Origin of the sequence: Psychrobacter sp. R86515 (assembly GCF_042466315.1) — a bacterium.
Classification (GTDB): Bacteria; Pseudomonadota; Gammaproteobacteria; order Pseudomonadales; family Moraxellaceae; genus Psychrobacter.
Window position 1 is genome coordinate 1775292 of sequence record NZ_JAXHCC010000001.1, and the last position, 16683, is coordinate 1791974.

Here is a 16683-nt window from a genome sequence, read left to right on the forward strand (position 1 = left end):
GCGAATATAGAATCTATCAGTGCATATTTAGTATTTACTAAGAAAAGGGTGTTTTATGATTTCAGCAGCGATCGTCGGTGGTACAGGCTATACGGGTATTGAGCTCATTCGCTTATTATCTGCTCATCCTGAGGTTTCTATTGATTTATTAACTTCTCGTAGCGAAGCTGGCACTCGTGCTGATGAAATCTTCCCAAGCTTACGCGGTGTGTCTGACATCGTTTTCAGCGACCTAGGTGATAATACGCTTGCTGCATTGCAAAAATGTGATGTTGTGTTTTTTGCGACGCCACATGGCGTAGCAATGAAGCAAGCTGAAGCGCTTACCCAAGCTGGCGTTAAGGTCATCGATTTGGCTGCTGATTTTCGTTTGCAGTCATTGACTGACTTTGAGCATTGGTACAAGCAGTCACATGCTTGCCCTGAATTGTTGAAAACAGCAGTCTACGGTCTACCAGAAATCAATCGTGACAAGCTTGCGAATGCGTTACTAGTAGGCAACCCAGGTTGTTATCCAACCACTGCGATTTTGGGTCTAAAACCAATTATAGAGGCTCAGAATAAGCAAGCAGAGCGTTTGATCGAGTCTCGTATCGTTATCGATGCAAAATCTGGCGTGTCTGGTGCAGGTCGTCAAGCATCACTTGTACTTAACTATGCTGAGACAACAGATAGTTTTAAAGCTTATAGCGTCGAAGGCCATCGTCATTTACCTGAGATTGAGCAGGGTGTTGCACAGTTATTAGACAGTCAGTTCGCGCATCGTATTCGTTTTTTGCCGCATTTAGTACCGATGATTCGTGGCATGCTAAGCTCTATTCATATGGAGCTGACTGACGCAGGTGCTGCTATCGATTGGCAGCAAGCATTTGACAATAGCTATGCATCAGAGTTGTTTGTTGATGTCATGCCAAAAGGGCTTTATCCCGATACGCGCAGTGTTCGCGCTAGTAACCGTCTACGTATTGCCGTATATCAAGATAACGAGCGTGCTGAGCTAACAGTTATCGTTGTTCAAGATAATTTAGTCAAAGGCGCTGCTGGGCAGGCTGTGCAAAACATGAACGTAATGTTCGGTTTTGATGAGTCAATGGGGCTGAATTTTGCACCGATTGTTCCTTAATATCAACGACTTCATATTCCAATCATTCACATTTACGGTGCTAGGTATTGATTATAAATTCGGCTATAATGACTTGCCCTTACCCTTAAGAGATACTGTCTAAATGCGTGTTCAGCTCGTACTACGCTTTTGCTCACAGCCAGCACGTCTATCGTGCAAAGACTCGGTTATACCTAGCTTGGAGCGCAAACAGCATTCCTTTAGAAATAATAATGTCCCGATAAGTGGTATTGCTAGCTCACAACGCGGCGCTTCTACATTGGTATTGGCACTGTTTGTTGTAGCCGTATTAGTGACAGCGGTGGTTGGGCTGGTATTCGGTCATAAGCTTGGCTACCAACGTGGTCTTCATTCGATGGAAACAGAAGCCAAGCAAGCAATCATCGATAGCACTGAAGCGACACAAGCACTAGAAGACTTGCGCCTTAGCAATAAGATAGCCACTAACCAAGCGGCAACTGCCAAACAAGAGCTGGCCATCAGTTTGGCTAATTTAAAAGAACTGCGTGAGAGCCAGCAAGAATTAACAGTAGAAAATAAACAAGTATCACAGCTCAATGAGCTGTATTCAGATGTCATCCGTGAGAAAGGTGGTATGCCTTTACAGGTATTAGGTGCCAAAATTTCGCCACTACCTGAAAATGCTTTTGAGTACGGTTTTGATATTGGGATGCTCAGTAGCGATGGTCAGGCCAAGCGCTTAAGGCCTGTATTGACGCTACTTAACAATGATGACCTTGTAGAGGTGCCACTTGACCCTGCATACCATATGATCGAAGGTATCGTTCGGATACGTGGCCGCTTTGTAATGCCATCAGGCTTTAGACCATTGCAAGCCAAACTGACTTTGCAAGCTGGTGGTCAAAAAGTAGAGCAGTTGTATGACTGGAAGCTCGGTGATAGTGTGGATAACATGCTACCATCGCTCCTAGATTTACCAGAAGTTGATGAAAGTCCTATCGTACCTTAATTACCTCATGTCTTAATGAAATACTCAGTGACGATGCTGTGGTTGAAATCAAAGCACAATAGCCCTAATTAGTGGTTGTGCTTTATACCATGCCTTATCGCCTGCCTTAACAACTTCTTCTATCTTAAACTTACCTTATAATTATATTTTGATTATGATGAAAAAAATGATATCACAAGCCACGCCAACGGTTGCTGATTGGCACTTTCCCAATATGCCTGCTCATCGTGCACAAGACGGTGATACCGATGGTGAAACGTCACCGCAAGCAGATGTATTGGTCGCAGAGCCTGAAGTAGCTAAACCGCCTATGTATGCGGTTGTTATGTATAATGACAACTACACGCCGATGGAGTTTGTTGTATATATATTGCAGTCAGAATTTCGTCATAGTATGGATTCTGCAGTCGAGATTATGCTGACTATTCATAATAGCAGCAAAGGTATTGCTGGCATTTATCCTAAAGATATCGCCGAGACTAAGGCCAAAAAAGTAAATAGTCTGGCACATCGTGAAGGTTATCCGTTATTGACCCAAATCGAACCGCATCAAGGCGAGTAGAGCAATTTATTAATTTCTTATACTGATATATGGCTCTATTAAAACTCTACCTACTGTTCTCTCCTGCTAAGCAATCCATATCAAAGCTCACCTTTATAGTGAGCTTTTTTGACTTTTCAGTCACTCCCCTTGTATACAAGTAGCATCTTTTAAAAATAGATTTATTATCCATAGGGTATTGATTTCTATAGAAAACAACCCTATCTATTAAAGAGTGCTATTCAATATTCTTAGACTAAGCATCTCCGTTGAACCTGCTAAAACTCTGTCATTTCTAGCTTCTAAAATATCAATCTCTCTTTCTATCTAATCAGTTTTTCAACATTTAATATTCGTTATTAAGGTTGTCGCTACTAGCTTGTAGCACGCTTTGATACATTTTAGTCTGTGTTAATAGATTGACTCCGTCGAAGTATCGTGTTGATATAAAGAAAAGCGGCCATTGATAGTTATGATTACTGTTGGCTGATAGCGAGATTATAGTATTTAATCAATACTCTACCGCTCACCTCATTTATTCATGACTTCTAATAATACGAATATAGCCCTTGAACAATTCATCTACCGCCCTGATTTACTTACTAACTCATTCATAAAACTATCAATTATAAAGATAGATATAACCGTAGGAAGTTGTTATGTTAAGTCGTCATCTTGAAGTTTCTCTACGTTTAGCAATGACGCTTGCGCGCCAAAAATCGCATGAGTATCTCACTGTTGAACACTTGCTTTTGGCCTTATTAGAAAACACTCATGCTGCCAATACGTTGACTGCTTGTAATGCTAATGTCTCGGCGTTGCGTACTGAGCTTGAGGTTTATATTAATAAACACACGCCAACCATCGATGCTGATACAGAACAGTCACCGCAGCCGACTCAGAGCTTTGATCGTATTTTGCAACGTGCTATTTTTCACGTGCAGTCGATCGGTGGTGGTCGATTGGTAGAAGGGTCTGATATTTTGGTCTCTATGTTTTCAGAACATGATACCTATGCTGTCTACCTGCTTAAAAAACAAGGCATCAGTCGCCTTGAGCTAACCCAGTATTTATCACACGGCCAAGATAAAGAAGAGCCATCTGAATCACGTGGTGCTGCAGGTACTGAGCGTCGTAGTGCCTCTGAAAAGACTAGCAAAGATCCATTGGTTGAATTTGCAACCAATCTAAACCAGCGAGCTGCCGAAGGTAAAACAGATCCTTTGATTGGTCGTGCCTCTGAAATTGAACGTGCTGCCCAAGTACTGTGCCGCCGTCGTAAAAATAACCCATTGTTAGTAGGTGAGCCTGGCGTAGGTAAAACCTCTATCGCTGAAGGTTTAGCATGGTTAATCATTAACGATAAAGCACCAAAGCCCCTTAACGGTTGCGTGATTTATAGCCTTGATATTGGTTCACTGATTGCGGGAACCAAGTATCGCGGTGACTTTGAAAAACGTATGAAGTCATTGCTTGATGCGCTAAAGAAAAAACCAAATGCTATTCTTTTTATTGATGAAATTCATATGATTATTGGTGCTGGTTCATCTATGAGCAGCAATATGGATGTATCGAACCTTATCAAGCCAGCGCTTGCTAACGGTGAGCTGCGTTGTATTGGTTCAACGACCTTTACTGAATATCGTCAAGTATTTGAAAAAGATCATGCATTGTCGCGTCGTTTCCAAAAAATCGATGTCAAAGAACCAAGTGTGGATGACACCATCGATATCCTGCGTGGTCTAAAACCTCGTTATGAAGAATTTCATAACGTTGAGTATACGGATGAAGCGTTGGTCACAGCGGTACAGTTGTCAGCCAAACATATTCATGAGCGTTTTTTACCTGATAAAGCCATTGACGTGATTGACGAAGCAGGTGCGTATAAGCGCTTAGGCGTAGTGCCTGATGTCGATGATATCGAAGCGGAAGAAAGTTTCATTGCTGATTTAGAGCAAGATTTTGATGCGCAGATTGATGCTGATATCGATGGTGATACAGATAATGAAATGCAGGATGAAGCAGCGACTGCGAAAGCAAGCGATAGTGCTAAATCAGCAGATGGTGTTAAATTATCAAAAGGTCAAAAGCCACCGATGAAAATCGATGTGGCTGATATCGAAGCTATCATTGCTAAACTGGCACGTATTCCACCCAAATCTGTATCGAGTGATGACAAGAGTATCCTTGAGCACCTAGATCGAGACCTTAAGCACTTGGTATTTGGTCAAGATGAGGCAATTGCCACGTTGGCCGATGCTATCAAACTATCACGTGCAGGATTAAAAGCACCTGATAAACCGATTGGTTCGTTTATGTTTGCAGGTCCAACTGGTGTGGGTAAAACAGAAGTATCGCGTCAGTTAGCGAACCTGTTAGGTGTAGAGTTGGTACGCTTTGATATGTCAGAGTATATGGAAGCGCATACGGCATCACGTTTGATTGGCGCGCCTCCAGGTTATGTTGGCTATGATCAAGGCGGCTTACTCACCGAAAAAATCAATCAGCATCCACATTGTGTGTTATTGCTTGATGAGATTGAAAAGGCGCATCCAGATGTCTTCAACTTGTTACTACAAGTAATGGATCATGGTACGTTGACCGATAACAACGGTCGTGTGGCAATCTTTAAACAAGTCATCGTTATTATGACAACGAACGTTGGTGCTGATAGTATCAGTCGCTCTTCAATGGGCTTCACGCAGCAAGACCATAGCCGTGATAACACAGAGTCACTGAAACGTGTCTTCACGCCAGAGTTCCGTAATCGCCTAGACGCCATTATTCAGTTTAACCCTCTAGATACGTCAGTTGTTGTATCAGTTGTCGATAAGTTCTTGGTTGAGCTGCAAGTGCAACTCGATGATAAACAAGTGACATTAGAGATTGATGATGATGTACGTGACTACTTGGCGGATAAAGGCTATGACCGTCTAATGGGTGCACGTCCGATGCAACGTCTGATTCAGGATGAAATCAAAAAACCATTGGCAAGTATGATTTTGTTTGGTGATCTGGTTAATGGTGGGGTAGTACACCTGACCTTAGAGCCTAAAATCGATGATTCTCAAGAGAATGATACGATGAAGCTTGATAAGGTGTCAGACAAAGGCTCATCTGATAGTCGTATTATTCTAACAGTCGTTGAAACTCATGAACCGCATCCTGATTCTGAGTCTTTAGCCAGTTAAGTTGTTTAATGTTGATGTCACAAAAACGGCTACCGTATTACTGCGGTAGCCGTTTTTTTATTGCTATAATTCATCAACAAAGCGCACACCCATTTTTTGTTAGTATGATTATTTACAGTAAGCTAGTTTTAACAAAGCTATGAAACTTATAACAAGTATAAAAAGGACACACTATGGAACTGTTTGATGAACCGACAACCAAGACAGCAGAACAAAAACAAGCGATTTTAGACAATGTTCGTTTACCAGAGGATTGGAAAACGGCATTAGCAGATGAATTAACATCCGAGAATATGGACAATCTACGCGCATTTTTAAAGGAAGCCTATCAGTCAGACGACAGTATCTATCCGCCTGCACCATTAATGTTCAATGCGCTTAATCTCACGCCGTTATCACAAGTTAAAGTGGTAATCTTGGGCCAAGATCCTTATCATCGTCCAGGTCAGGCTATGGGGTTATCATTTTCTGTTCCTAAAGCCATTCCAAAGCCACCATCATTGAATAACTTGCTTAAAGAAATGGCAGATGACATTGGTATTCGCCCTTCAGCACATGGCGATCTAACGTACTGGGCACAGCAGGGCGTTCTACTGCTTAATAGCTCACTAACTGTGCGAGAAGGCGAGCCAAACAGTCATCAGAATAAGGGCTGGGAGCAGTTTACTGATGCTGTGATCGATGCCGTCAATGAACAGACCAAGCATACCGTATTTATTTTGTGGGGTAGTAAAGCCCAGAAGAAAGGCAAGTATATCGATACCGATAAGCATTTGATTTTGACAGCGGTACATCCCTCACCACTTGCGGCAAACCGTGGCGGCTTCTTTGGCACCAAGCCTTTTTCTAAAACAAATGACTACTTGGTACAGTACGGCCAAACTCCAATTGACTGGCAATTACCACAATAGATGCAAAATATACAGAATATAAGCTTAATGCCGTATCAACCCTTAAATATTCAATCCAACACCTTTTGGTCAGTTGAAGATGTTAGATGGATGCGAGAGGCAATCGAACTTGCTAAGCAAGGTGTTGAGCGAGGAGAGGTGCCGGTAGGTGCGGTATTGGTACATGACCAGCAGATTATCGGCCAAGGGTTTAATCAACCTATTAGTAGCCATGATGCTACTGCTCATGCAGAGATAGTTGCATTGAGAGATGCTTGTGCGCGTTTAGAAAACTATCGATTGCCGCTACAGACTACTTTATATGTCACTCTAGAGCCTTGTACGATGTGTATCGGCGCATTAATCCATGCGCGTGTAAACAAGTTGGTGTACGCAGCGAGTGAACCGCGTGCTGGGATGGTTGGTAGTCAAATGGACTTATCATTACAACCTTTTTACAACCATAGTATCCAAGCCTACAATGGACTATGCAGCGAGCATAGTAGCCAAATACTAAAGACATTTTTTCGTGAGCGTAGGCAAGCGGCGAAAAAGAATAAGGCTAATATCTAAGCTAGAAATACTAATAAACAAGATATCAGTCTTGGTGCTAGTGGTCACGATGATTTTTTGCTATAATATTGCCCTATTTGATAGCACCCGTCTTGATGGGCTATTAAAGACTTAACATACGAATAAATATTGTTTTATTAATGACATACGATAAGCGATATAAGTAACGCATATTATTGAGTAAGTATTATGACTAGTTCTACACCTGATAATGTTTTACTCAATACAGAGAATAGCCACATCTCATCAGTGCGCTATCCTGTTATTTGTATCGATGGTCCTAGTGGCGCTGGTAAAGGCACTGTCACATGGCGTCTAGCACAAGTGTTAGGCTATCAGTTATTAGACTCTGGTGCGCTTTATAGAATTGTTGGTCTAAAAGCCTTTGAAGCGGGTTTGATTAGCGCAGATGCCAGCCAACCAATTGATGAAAATGCTGTATTAGCATTGACTGAAAGCTTGGATATAGCGTTTGTACCAAACAATGACTCAGGGCGTGTAGATATCATTGTTAATGGACAAGCAGTAGGTGAGCAAGTACGCAATGAAACGGTCGGAGGCTATGCATCACAGATAGCTGTCTTTCCACAGGTTCGCCAAGCATTGCTTAAGTTACAACAAGATATGGCCACTCGTTCTGGTTTAGTAGCTGATGGCCGCGATATGGGTACGGTTGTTTTCCCAGATGCTGATGTTAAGGTGTTTTTGACCGCCAGTGCTGAAGCACGTGCAGAGCGCCGTGTGACTCAGTTGTTGAACGCTGGTCAAACAGCAGATTTTGAGGCAATTTTAGCGACGATAAAAGAGCGTGATGACCGTGATGAAAATCGCAGTACAGCGCCATCAAAGCCTGCGGCAGATGCCCTATTACTTGATAGTTCAGCACTGAATGCCGATGCAGTATATGAGCAGGTCAAAAAGCATTGCCAAGATAAAGGTGTGTTTTTCACCAGTTAGTTATTTAATAGCTAGTAAAAACAACATATTAAGTACCAAAAAGTTTCCTATTAATCATTGTTTTAGTATAAAATAATACGGTTAAGTTAAATTTTATTGAAGCAGTAAGAAAAACCTAGTTTATTTAAGATATTGCAGTCGATATAAGACAGTTGTTGTTAGTCAGTTTTAATTACGATGAGCTCGCTATCAACAAACGTTTTTTTATATGATTGCATGGGATATAAAACCAGTATTTCGTTCTATACAATCATAAATTTGATCCGTACTGTGCTGGACAGGATACGGCTATACAAAGGTAGACATAATGGAATCATTTGCTGAACTATTTGAAGCGAGCATTGAAGAGCAGGGCCTAGATATCGAGCGTGGCTCGGTTATTACAGGTGCTGTTGTGGCCATCGATAGTGATTGGATCACAGTAGATACTGGTCTTAAATCTGAAGGTATCGTCGCTCGTGAAGAGTTTTTAAGCGAAGAAGGCGAACTTGAAGTTGAAGTTGGCGATAGCGTTGATGTCGTAGTTGAAGCGGTTGATAACGGCATGGGTCAAACCTTGCTGTCACGTGAGAAAGCTAAACGTGTTGAAACTTGGAACTTCCTTGAAAAAATCGCTGATAACGATGAAATCGTTAAAGGTATTATCTCAAGCAAAGTTAAAGGCGGTTTCACTGTAGATATCGGCTCAGTACGCGCGTTCTTACCAGGTTCATTGGTAGATGTACGTCCTATCCGTGATACAACGCATCTTGAAGGCAAAGAGCTAGAATTCAAAGTCATCAAACTTGACCAGAAGCGCAACAACGTTGTTGTTAGCCGTCGTGCAGTTATGGAAGCTGAAAACTCAGCTGAGCGCGAAGAGCTATTGAACAAGCTTGAAGAAGGCATCGAGATCGAAGGTATCGTTAAGAACCTTACTGATTACGGCGCGTTCGTTGATCTAGGTGGTATCGATGGTCTATTGCACATCACTGACATGGCATGGCGCCGTATCAAGCATCCATCTGAAGTTGTTGAAGTTGGCCAAGACCTAAAAGTTAAAGTATTGAAGTTTGACCGTGAACGCAACCGCGTTAGCCTAGGTCTAAAACAACTTGGTACTGATCCTTGGGATAACGTTGGCGGCACTTACCCAGTAGGTAGTGTTGTAAAAGCTCGCGTAACCAACTTGACTGACTATGGTTGTTTCGCTGAGATTTCTGAAGGTATCGAAGGTCTAGTACACGTATCAGAAATGGATCATACCAACAAAAACATCCACCCATCTAAAGTTGTTCAAGTGGGCGATGAAGTTGAAGTAATGATTCTTGATATCGATGAAGAACGTCGTCGTATCAGCCTAGGTATCAAACAAACTCTAGCTAACCCATGGGATGAGTTTGATAAGAAACATGAGCGCGGTGATAAAATCACTGGTACTATCAAATCAATCACTGACTTCGGTATCTTTATCGGTCTAGACGGTGGTATTGATGGTCTTGTTCATCTATCTGATATCTCTTGGAACGAAACTGGCGAAGATGCTATCCGTAACTACAATAAAGGCGACACCGTTGAAGCAATGGTATTGTCTGTAGATGCAGAAGCTAACCGTATCAGCCTAGGCGTGAAGCAGTTAAGCTCTGATCCATTCAACGAATACCTAGTCAACAATGACCGTGGTGCTATCGTTAATGGTAAAGTAAAAGAAGTAGATGCCAAAGGCGCTACTATCGAACTTGCTGACGAAGTTGAAGCTTATCTACGTGCTTCTGAAATCCAACGTGACCGCGTTGAAGATGCAACTAAGCATCTGACTGTTGGTGATGACGTTGAAGCTAAAATCATCAGTGTTGATCGTAAAACACGCAACATCAACTTGTCTATCAAAGCGAAAGACGAAGCTGAAGAGCGTCAAGCGATTAAAGATCTTGGTAGCACCAACACTACTGCTGCTCCAGGTTCTGATGCACAGCCAAAAACTATTGGTGATTTGATCAAAGAGCAAATGCAGTAAGCTGCAAACTATTGATATAAAAGTAATATAAAAAAAGCGACTTCGGTCGCTTTTTTTTATGATTAGATTTTATTAACACAGTTAGTAATAGAGGTTTTTAGCCAAATGGGCAAACTCTTATTCCCATTTACGCTAATATCCGCTATCATTTGCACCATTGAGTAACGAGATGATAGTTATAAGCTTTTTATGGTCATAATATGATTCTGAATGTTAGTTTTCAAAGATTCAGTATATATAGTTTAATTATACAAACGCATTTACGTACTATAGAGCGTTGACTTATCATCAGCTTATCCATCAATCAACAAGGCAAGCGTAATAATGCAGCAAGCGATTAACAAATCCGAATTTATTAGTAATTTGAGTGCAAACTGTGACAACATGGCAGATACCGTGGTTGATGACGCAGTGCGTGAAATCTTAAACTTGATGACCCATACTTTAGCCAATGATGGCCGAGTCGAAGTTCGCGGATTCGGTAGTTTTTGTCTACATCATCGCCGTGCCCGTATGGGACGCAATCCTAAGACAGGTGAAAGCGTACCTGTACCGGCTAAAGCGATTCCACATTTTAAGCCAGGCAAGGCCTTACGCGAAGCAGTAAACGATACGGTAGCAAACGGTTAATTAAACCAGCACTGGCTATCTAACCGTCAAAATTTATCATTCCAAACTGAGGTAACTGTCTCATGCGCTTTTTACTATTTGTATTGCTATTCTTGAGCTTTGCCTATTCACTTGGTTTGGTATTGGCAAATAATACTGAGGTCGGAGTCAACCTACTGTTTTCGCAAGCACCTACGATGAACCTAGGGTTGCTACTTATTTTGTGTTTGATGCTAGGTATTGTTATTGGTATTTTACTGGCATTGCTTATCTTTCGTGTGCTGCAAAATAAGTGGGAAATCTCACGTCTGCAAAAAGCAAACGCAAACCTGCAAGAGCAATTGACTCAAGCCAATACAGTTATCGATCGTCAAGCAAGCGCGCCAACAGTAGATGAAGCTGTTTATGGTGCTTCTGCTGCCAATGTACAAAGTAGTGACGCAACTAGCCTAACTGAAGGCTCTACTCTGTCTAAGCGTAGACGAGATTAAGTCGTTAAGTGATTTTTTATGTGATCTGCTAAGTGATAGTTCAACGAACGCAGTACTGACCTCAAATACAATACTTTGATAACTTCAAAATATATGGTAAAACCATGAATAATGTAATTAACTCTCCAGTTGTCGTCGCTCTAGACAATATGACGGTAGAGGCGTCTCTAGCGTTAGCTGACCAGTTAGATCCATCTCAATGTCGATTGAAAGTAGGTAAAGAGCTGTTTACGCGTTGTGGCCCTGATATCATCAAGGCACTGCATCAACGTGATTTTGAAGTGTTCTTAGACTTAAAATTTCATGACATTCCTAATACCACTGCTCAAGCAGTATTGGCTGCCGCTGAACTTGGTGTCTGGATGGTGAATGTCCATGCTAGCGCAGGGTTAGAAGCCATGTCGTTGGCAAAACAGCGTTTGCTAGATAGAGATCTTGATACCTTACTTATTGCAGTCACCGTATTAACCTCTATGGATAGTGAAGCGTTGATGCAAACAGGCATCACTGATAGCTTAGATACCCAAGTGAGCCGACTAGCACAACTGACTAAGCAAGCTGGTCTAGATGGGGTGGTGTGCTCGGCTCAAGAAGCAAAGGCACTTAAAGCATTATGTGGTCAGGATTTTAAACTGGTGACGCCTGGTATTCGCCTAGCTGAAGACAATGCAGATGATCAAAAACGTATCTGTACACCAAGTCAGGCGCTAATAGACGGTTCTGATTATTTAGTCATTGGCCGTTCGATTACACAAGCTTCAGACCCTGCTGCTAAACTACAGACAATACTTCAAAGTATTTAAGTTTGAATAGACGTTAATAAAAAAAGACAGCCTAAATGGCTGTCTTTTTACTTTTTGATGGTCAAGAAAAAGCTGCTACACTACTTAAATTTATTCTTACAACCTTTCTAAAATATAATAACTATATTGACAACGCTCATGTAGCTAAATATCAGTAGTACTGCTATGAGTGTTTATCGCTAATTAGATTTTTAATAATAACGCCACTAAATGATGTTGGATAATATGAAATTACAGATATTGAGTGACTTACATATTGATAGTTATGAACGTCAGTCGCACCCCGTTGGATATATTCCTAAAACCGATGCAGATATAGTGCTGGTAGCAGGGGATACTGCTAATAGCGACAAAGGTATGCCGTGGCTGCAAGAACAGGCAGCGCGCTTAGAAGTTCCCCTGATTACTATTGCTGGTAATCATGAATACTTTGATGAAGACGTATTGAGCTTTGACCGTAAACTGGCAACTTGGGATAACTATGATGCTGCGTCTAAAAAAGGGGTTCGCGTCTTACAGTGTCAGCATATCGATATCGGTGATATACGCCTTTTAGGTTGTACGCTTTGGACCGACTATCAGTATCATGCTAATGAAGACACCATGGCTGCTGCTAGGCATTTTATGCGTGACTACAAGCAGATTTACGCAGGCAATGAATTGTTTGCACCTGAGGTATCTATGCAAATTCATGCCAAGCATCGTAAGTGGCTACAGCAAGCTTTGATTGAGTCTCATAAACTTGGTAAAAAAACAGTGGTAATGAGTCATCACAGCGTCAGTGCGTTATCGGTGTCTGAAAAATATGCCAATTTACCGAGTAATGCGGCCTTCGTCAGTGACTTGTCAGGATGGATGCATGAGGATTGGTCACCGATGCTATGGGTACATGGACATACTCATGAAGCATTTGATTATAAAATTGGTAATACGCGAGTGATTGTCAATCCACGAGCCTATCCTAATGAGGTCAGTAGTACCGCATTAGAGTTTGCATGGGACAAAGTCATTGATATTGGCTAGGACCGTGTATAAATATCTGGCAAATCTTTATTTATTCTAGACATAGATTCTTTTGAATAAAGCATTTTTTGAAAGAGTGAAGTGTATTTATAAGATATATTGCAACTAGATTTGTCTGTGGTTCATTCCTGATAAGAAATCTGCTAGGCTTGCTATCATGAGTAAATATTTGAATAACACCCTGTCCAAAATATCTGCTGACAAGCTTACGAGTCATACTCCAAGCGCACCTGCACCTTCGCACCTACCAGATAGTATGATTTCCTCTGTCAGCTTATTGCCTGAAAATAAGCGACTGATACTATTTACTAGGCACTCTTTACGCGAGCGCTCTGATGGTAATGGTTTTGCCAGTTATCAGTTACCGTTGACTCCTAAAGGCCGTATACTGGCAAAGTCTTGGGGTCGTTGGTTATCAGGTCATCTACCATATTCGCTCGAACGTCGATAGTATCTCTAGCCCCATTGGACGTTGTATCGATACCGCGCAGCTGATGCAAGAGGGGGCAGGACTACGGCGTGACATTACGCATCAATCATTGTTAGTTGAGCCTGGCAGTCTCGTCACTGAGCCTGAAATAGCCAATCCTGTGTTCAAAGAAATTGGCGTGTTGAACTTTATTAATCGTTTCTTGCAAGGCAATTTGGAAGGGACCAAAAACACTTATCAAGGCGGTTTAGATATTCTGTCGCTTTTTTACCAGAATCAGCCGCAGCATGGCCATCTGATGCTCGCTGTGAGTCATGATACGTTGCTATCTGCATTCTTAGCAGTCATGTTCGATGTGGTAGAGATTGATTGGAATGATTGGCCGAAGATGATGGAAGGCGTATTTTTATGGTTCGATGATAAGCCATTTGATCAAGCGAGCGCGCATTTTATTTGGCGGGGTCAGGTATATACTCGGCCGATTAGTTCATTATTAGACGGTTATCGTGCAGCTGGCTACCATCCTAGCAAGTTGCTATTGCCGCCAGAAGTGCAGTGGAATTAATGTTTTATTCAAACATTGAAATGCGCTGATATGAAAGCTGTTCATTGAATACGTTTTGAATAGGCATAAAAAAACCTTGCCACGGTATTAGAACCAGTAACAAGGTTTTAGTCATTACGCTATAAAAGCGAAATGCGGTCTAATCAATACAAATCTTAAGCTTGTAGGCCTTTGATTGTTTTGTTTAGGCGGCTCTTACGACGAGCAGCTTTATTCTTATGAATAATACCTTTGTCAGCCATACGATCAAGAACTGGTACCGCTTTTTTGTAAGCTTCGGTAGCCGCGTCATAATCTTTAGCTGCGATAGCCGCATCAACACGTTTTAAGTAAGTACGAACCATAGAGCGTTGTGACGCAGAGTTCTGACGACGTTTGGTGTTTTGACGGGCGCGTTTACGAGCTTGTGCAGTATTAGCCACGCGTATCTCCTTGATAAAGATAGATAAAAATATGAATGTTGATTGCAATAATGGGTTTAACAATCATCGGTGACGAGCAGCCGTCTCGTCAAATATGATGTCGATGTCTGATATTAAAGTATCTAATATGAATAGATCATCGTAAGCGCCAGAGCTGTTTGGAATAATTAAACAGCGTTGACGTGTAAAGCCGATTATCTTAGCAAATTATTGAACTAAGGACAATATATTTGATGATTAATGCTCAAAGAAGTTACGTAATATCATCGAATTTGGGTCATTCTAGTAACTAAATCAATAGTAAGCGTTGATAGACGTAGAGGGTTGATAAAATCTCTTACAATATATCCTATATAATAGCGTCAGTTATTGAGGAATTTAGGTATGATATTCTAACGATAGGCCTTGATATAGGTATTTTCTCATCAATATAGTTCATCTAATGTTATATAAGTGGATAGGGTATGCAGCGAAAAGCAATTGTGATTGGCGCAACGGGGTTAGTAGGGCAGCATTTGGTAAAGCAACTGAGTGAGCTTTATGACACATTGATTGTGATTGCTCGTCGTCCGCCACGCTACATTAATGCCAGCATGCGTTTTTATCAAATCAATGATTTTGATAATCTCTCTGAAGTGTTTGCAAGTGTTGGTGCCGATCGAACCACGGATGCTTTTAGTTGTTTGGGTACAACAAAAAAACAAGCTGGTAGTGATGAGGCTTTTCGCAAGGTAGATCGAGACTATAACGTAAATTTTGCCAAGTTATGTCGTGACAAAGGGGTAGAGAATTTCTTTTTACTCTCCTCAATGAATGCGGATATTGACAGTCGTTTTTTATACAATCGAGTCAAGGCTGAGACAGAGCAGGCTGTTATGGCATTAGATTTTGGCCAATTGGTCGTTTTTCGTCCGTCATTATTGCTTGGTAAACATAAAGGTCGTCCACTTGAGAGCATTGGTCAAAAAGCCTTTAAACTTATCTCGCCGCTCGTGTCAGAGTCGCTATCGTTACATCCTATTTCCGCTAAGCGCGTTGCTAGTGCTATGGCCATGAGTGCTCATGATATCTATCATCGTAGTAAGTACCGTACCGAGCCTCAAATCAAGCATATCGACATTATCGAAAACAAACAGATGCTAGCGATGACCCGTGTCAAAAAATAAAGTACATTTTTTCTAGTGACAGACTCAGTCTCAAAACTTGAAATCTATAGATATCGACTGTCAATTGTGTCAGAACAAGGTTGCATCAAAACCATAGTACAAGAGTAAAAAATACAATAACTATTATCAAAGCATCAATAAGTATTTGAATAACAGTCAGTTGAATCACTAAAACAAGGAGCAGGAGCAATGTCAGAATCGATACAAATGGATAGAGGGAATTTTGTCACTTGTGATCTATTGGATGCCAATCCTGAGTCGCAAGTATGCTTGCCAAATATCGAAGGCAAGTCATTCCGTCAGTTTGGTGCAAAAGACAAATTCTGCGGTGAAATCGTGACGGTTAAGTGCTTTGAAGACAATAGTCGTGTTAAGTCACTATTGAATAGCGATGGCAAAGATAAAGAAGGTAATGGCAAAGTATTGGTCGTTGACGGCGGCGGCTCTATGCGCTGTGCACTACTAGGCGATATGATTGCACAATCAGCTATCGATAATGGCTGGGCTGGGGTAATTGTATATGGCTGTGTCCGCGATGTTGATGACATGGCAGAGATGGATCTTGGTGTGATGGCGCTTGGTTGTATCCCGCGTAAATCAACCCGCCGTGATGAAGGTCAAACGGATATCGAAATCAGCTTCGGTAATTTGATGTTGAATTCAGGTATGTTCGTTTATGCTGATAACAATGGTATCATCGCTAGTGATAAACCACTTATCAGCTGAGGTTTTAGGCTTGGCTTGATTAGCAAAAACGAAAACCTCAGCTGATAAGTTGGGGTTTTTTATTGTGTAATGACAGTTAAAGCGTAATAATCGTTGTTAACCCTCAAGCATTAATGAGTAAACTCTTAAGTGACAAACCGTTACGGCATAAGTTTTGGTAATTGCTCAAATATTCGTATAATAGCTTTCTGACTCCTTAACTTTGAT

At 41.4% G+C, this 16683-nt stretch carries 14 protein-coding genes and 2 pseudogenes; 15 read left to right on the plus strand and 1 reads right to left on the minus strand.

Annotated features, from left to right (window positions below; translation table 11 throughout):
• The first annotated feature begins 55 nt into the window (after positions 1-55).
• The 13 genes and pseudogenes from argC (at position 56) to SJY28_RS07585 (ending at position 14162) form a co-directional block, all read left to right on the plus strand.
• Positions 56-1123 (plus strand): N-acetyl-gamma-glutamyl-phosphate reductase, encoded by a 1068-nt coding sequence (gene argC, locus SJY28_RS07525; protein ID WP_379543984.1) that lies wholly within the window; start codon positions 56-58, stop codon positions 1121-1123.
• 103 nt (positions 1124-1226) lie between these two features.
• On the plus strand, positions 1227-2093 hold the full coding sequence (locus SJY28_RS07530) for a hypothetical protein (RefSeq protein WP_165596904.1): 867 nt from the start codon (positions 1227-1229) through the stop codon (positions 2091-2093).
• 166 nt (positions 2094-2259) lie between these two features.
• Positions 2260-2655: an ATP-dependent Clp protease adaptor ClpS gene (locus SJY28_RS07535; RefSeq protein WP_101206289.1), complete on the plus strand. Its 396-nt coding sequence runs from the start codon at positions 2260-2262 to the stop codon at positions 2653-2655.
• Positions 2656-3293: 638 nt separating this feature from the next.
• Positions 3294-5663: pseudogene (gene clpA / locus SJY28_RS07540) on the plus strand (ATP-dependent Clp protease ATP-binding subunit ClpA); the annotation flags it as partial.
• Positions 5664-5998: 335 nt separating this feature from the next.
• The gene (locus SJY28_RS07545; protein ID WP_238053193.1) at positions 5999-6736 is read left to right on the plus strand and encodes a uracil-DNA glycosylase; all 738 of its coding nucleotides are present in this window, start codon (positions 5999-6001) and stop codon (positions 6734-6736) included.
• A gap of 27 nt (positions 6737-6763) precedes the next feature.
• Positions 6764-7288 carry a tRNA adenosine(34) deaminase TadA gene (tadA, locus tag SJY28_RS07550; RefSeq protein WP_379543985.1) on the plus strand — a complete coding sequence of 175 codons (525 nt, stop codon included), beginning with the start codon at positions 6764-6766 and terminating at the stop codon, positions 7286-7288.
• 189 nt (positions 7289-7477) lie between these two features.
• Positions 7478-8245, plus strand: a complete 768-nt coding sequence (cmk, locus tag SJY28_RS07555; RefSeq protein WP_379543986.1) for a (d)CMP kinase — start codon at positions 7478-7480, stop codon at positions 8243-8245.
• 307 nt (positions 8246-8552) lie between these two features.
• A complete protein-coding gene (rpsA, locus tag SJY28_RS07560; RefSeq protein WP_057759193.1) occupies positions 8553-10241 on the plus strand; it encodes a 30S ribosomal protein S1 in 1689 nt (562 codons plus the stop codon).
• A 324-nt stretch (positions 10242-10565) separates the two neighbouring features.
• The gene (locus SJY28_RS07565) at positions 10566-10871 is read left to right on the plus strand and encodes an integration host factor subunit beta (protein WP_057759195.1); all 306 of its coding nucleotides are present in this window, start codon (positions 10566-10568) and stop codon (positions 10869-10871) included.
• 62 nt (positions 10872-10933) lie between these two features.
• A complete protein-coding gene (locus SJY28_RS07570; protein ID WP_102091942.1) occupies positions 10934-11341 on the plus strand; it encodes a lipopolysaccharide assembly protein LapA domain-containing protein in 408 nt (135 codons plus the stop codon).
• Positions 11342-11445: 104 nt separating this feature from the next.
• A complete protein-coding gene (gene pyrF / locus SJY28_RS07575) occupies positions 11446-12144 on the plus strand; it encodes an orotidine-5'-phosphate decarboxylase (protein WP_102091941.1) in 699 nt (232 codons plus the stop codon).
• A 225-nt stretch (positions 12145-12369) separates the two neighbouring features.
• On the plus strand, positions 12370-13167 hold the full coding sequence (locus SJY28_RS07580) for a metallophosphoesterase (protein ID WP_379543987.1): 798 nt from the start codon (positions 12370-12372) through the stop codon (positions 13165-13167).
• A gap of 157 nt (positions 13168-13324) precedes the next feature.
• Positions 13325-14162, plus strand: a pseudogene (locus SJY28_RS07585) (histidine phosphatase family protein).
• Positions 14163-14317: 155 nt separating this feature from the next.
• Here SJY28_RS07585 and rpsT read toward each other — a convergent pair.
• A complete protein-coding gene (gene rpsT, locus SJY28_RS07590) occupies positions 14318-14584 on the minus strand; it encodes a 30S ribosomal protein S20 (RefSeq protein WP_010200097.1) in 267 nt (88 codons plus the stop codon).
• Positions 14585-15048: 464 nt separating this feature from the next.
• On the opposite strand from rpsT, the gene SJY28_RS07595 reads away from it, so the two are divergent.
• Entirely contained in the window at positions 15049-15750 is a 702-nt protein-coding gene (locus SJY28_RS07595; protein ID WP_057759204.1) for an NAD-dependent epimerase/dehydratase family protein, read from the plus strand.
• A 189-nt stretch (positions 15751-15939) separates the two neighbouring features.
• Entirely contained in the window at positions 15940-16476 is a 537-nt protein-coding gene (gene rraA / locus SJY28_RS07600) for a ribonuclease E activity regulator RraA (protein ID WP_379543988.1), read from the plus strand.
• Positions 16477-16683 lie beyond the last annotated feature (207 nt).

Bases quoted from the DNA above. Each gene is read 5' to 3' on its own strand.
- SJY28_RS07570 (WP_102091942.1), top strand. From the start codon at position 10,934: ATGCGCTTTTTACTATTTGTATTGCTATTCTTGAGCTTTGCCTATTCA.
- SJY28_RS07545 (WP_238053193.1), top strand. From the start codon at position 5,999: ATGGAACTGTTTGATGAACCGACAACCAAGACAGCAGAACAAAAACAA.
- SJY28_RS07580 (WP_379543987.1), top strand. From the start codon at position 12,370: ATGAAATTACAGATATTGAGTGACTTACATATTGATAGTTATGAACGT.
- rpsA (WP_057759193.1), top strand. From the start codon at position 8,553: ATGGAATCATTTGCTGAACTATTTGAAGCGAGCATTGAAGAGCAGGGC.
- SJY28_RS07535 (WP_101206289.1), top strand. From the start codon at position 2,260: ATGATATCACAAGCCACGCCAACGGTTGCTGATTGGCACTTTCCCAAT.
- cmk (WP_379543986.1), top strand. From the start codon at position 7,478: ATGACTAGTTCTACACCTGATAATGTTTTACTCAATACAGAGAATAGC.
- pyrF (WP_102091941.1), top strand. From the start codon at position 11,446: ATGAATAATGTAATTAACTCTCCAGTTGTCGTCGCTCTAGACAATATG.
- tadA (WP_379543985.1), top strand. From the start codon at position 6,764: ATGCCGTATCAACCCTTAAATATTCAATCCAACACCTTTTGGTCAGTT.
- rraA (WP_379543988.1), top strand. From the start codon at position 15,940: ATGTCAGAATCGATACAAATGGATAGAGGGAATTTTGTCACTTGTGAT.
- argC (WP_379543984.1), top strand. From the start codon at position 56: ATGATTTCAGCAGCGATCGTCGGTGGTACAGGCTATACGGGTATTGAG.
- SJY28_RS07565 (WP_057759195.1), top strand. From the start codon at position 10,566: ATGCAGCAAGCGATTAACAAATCCGAATTTATTAGTAATTTGAGTGCA.
- SJY28_RS07595 (WP_057759204.1), top strand. From the start codon at position 15,049: ATGCAGCGAAAAGCAATTGTGATTGGCGCAACGGGGTTAGTAGGGCAG.
- SJY28_RS07530 (WP_165596904.1), top strand. From the start codon at position 1,227: ATGCGTGTTCAGCTCGTACTACGCTTTTGCTCACAGCCAGCACGTCTA.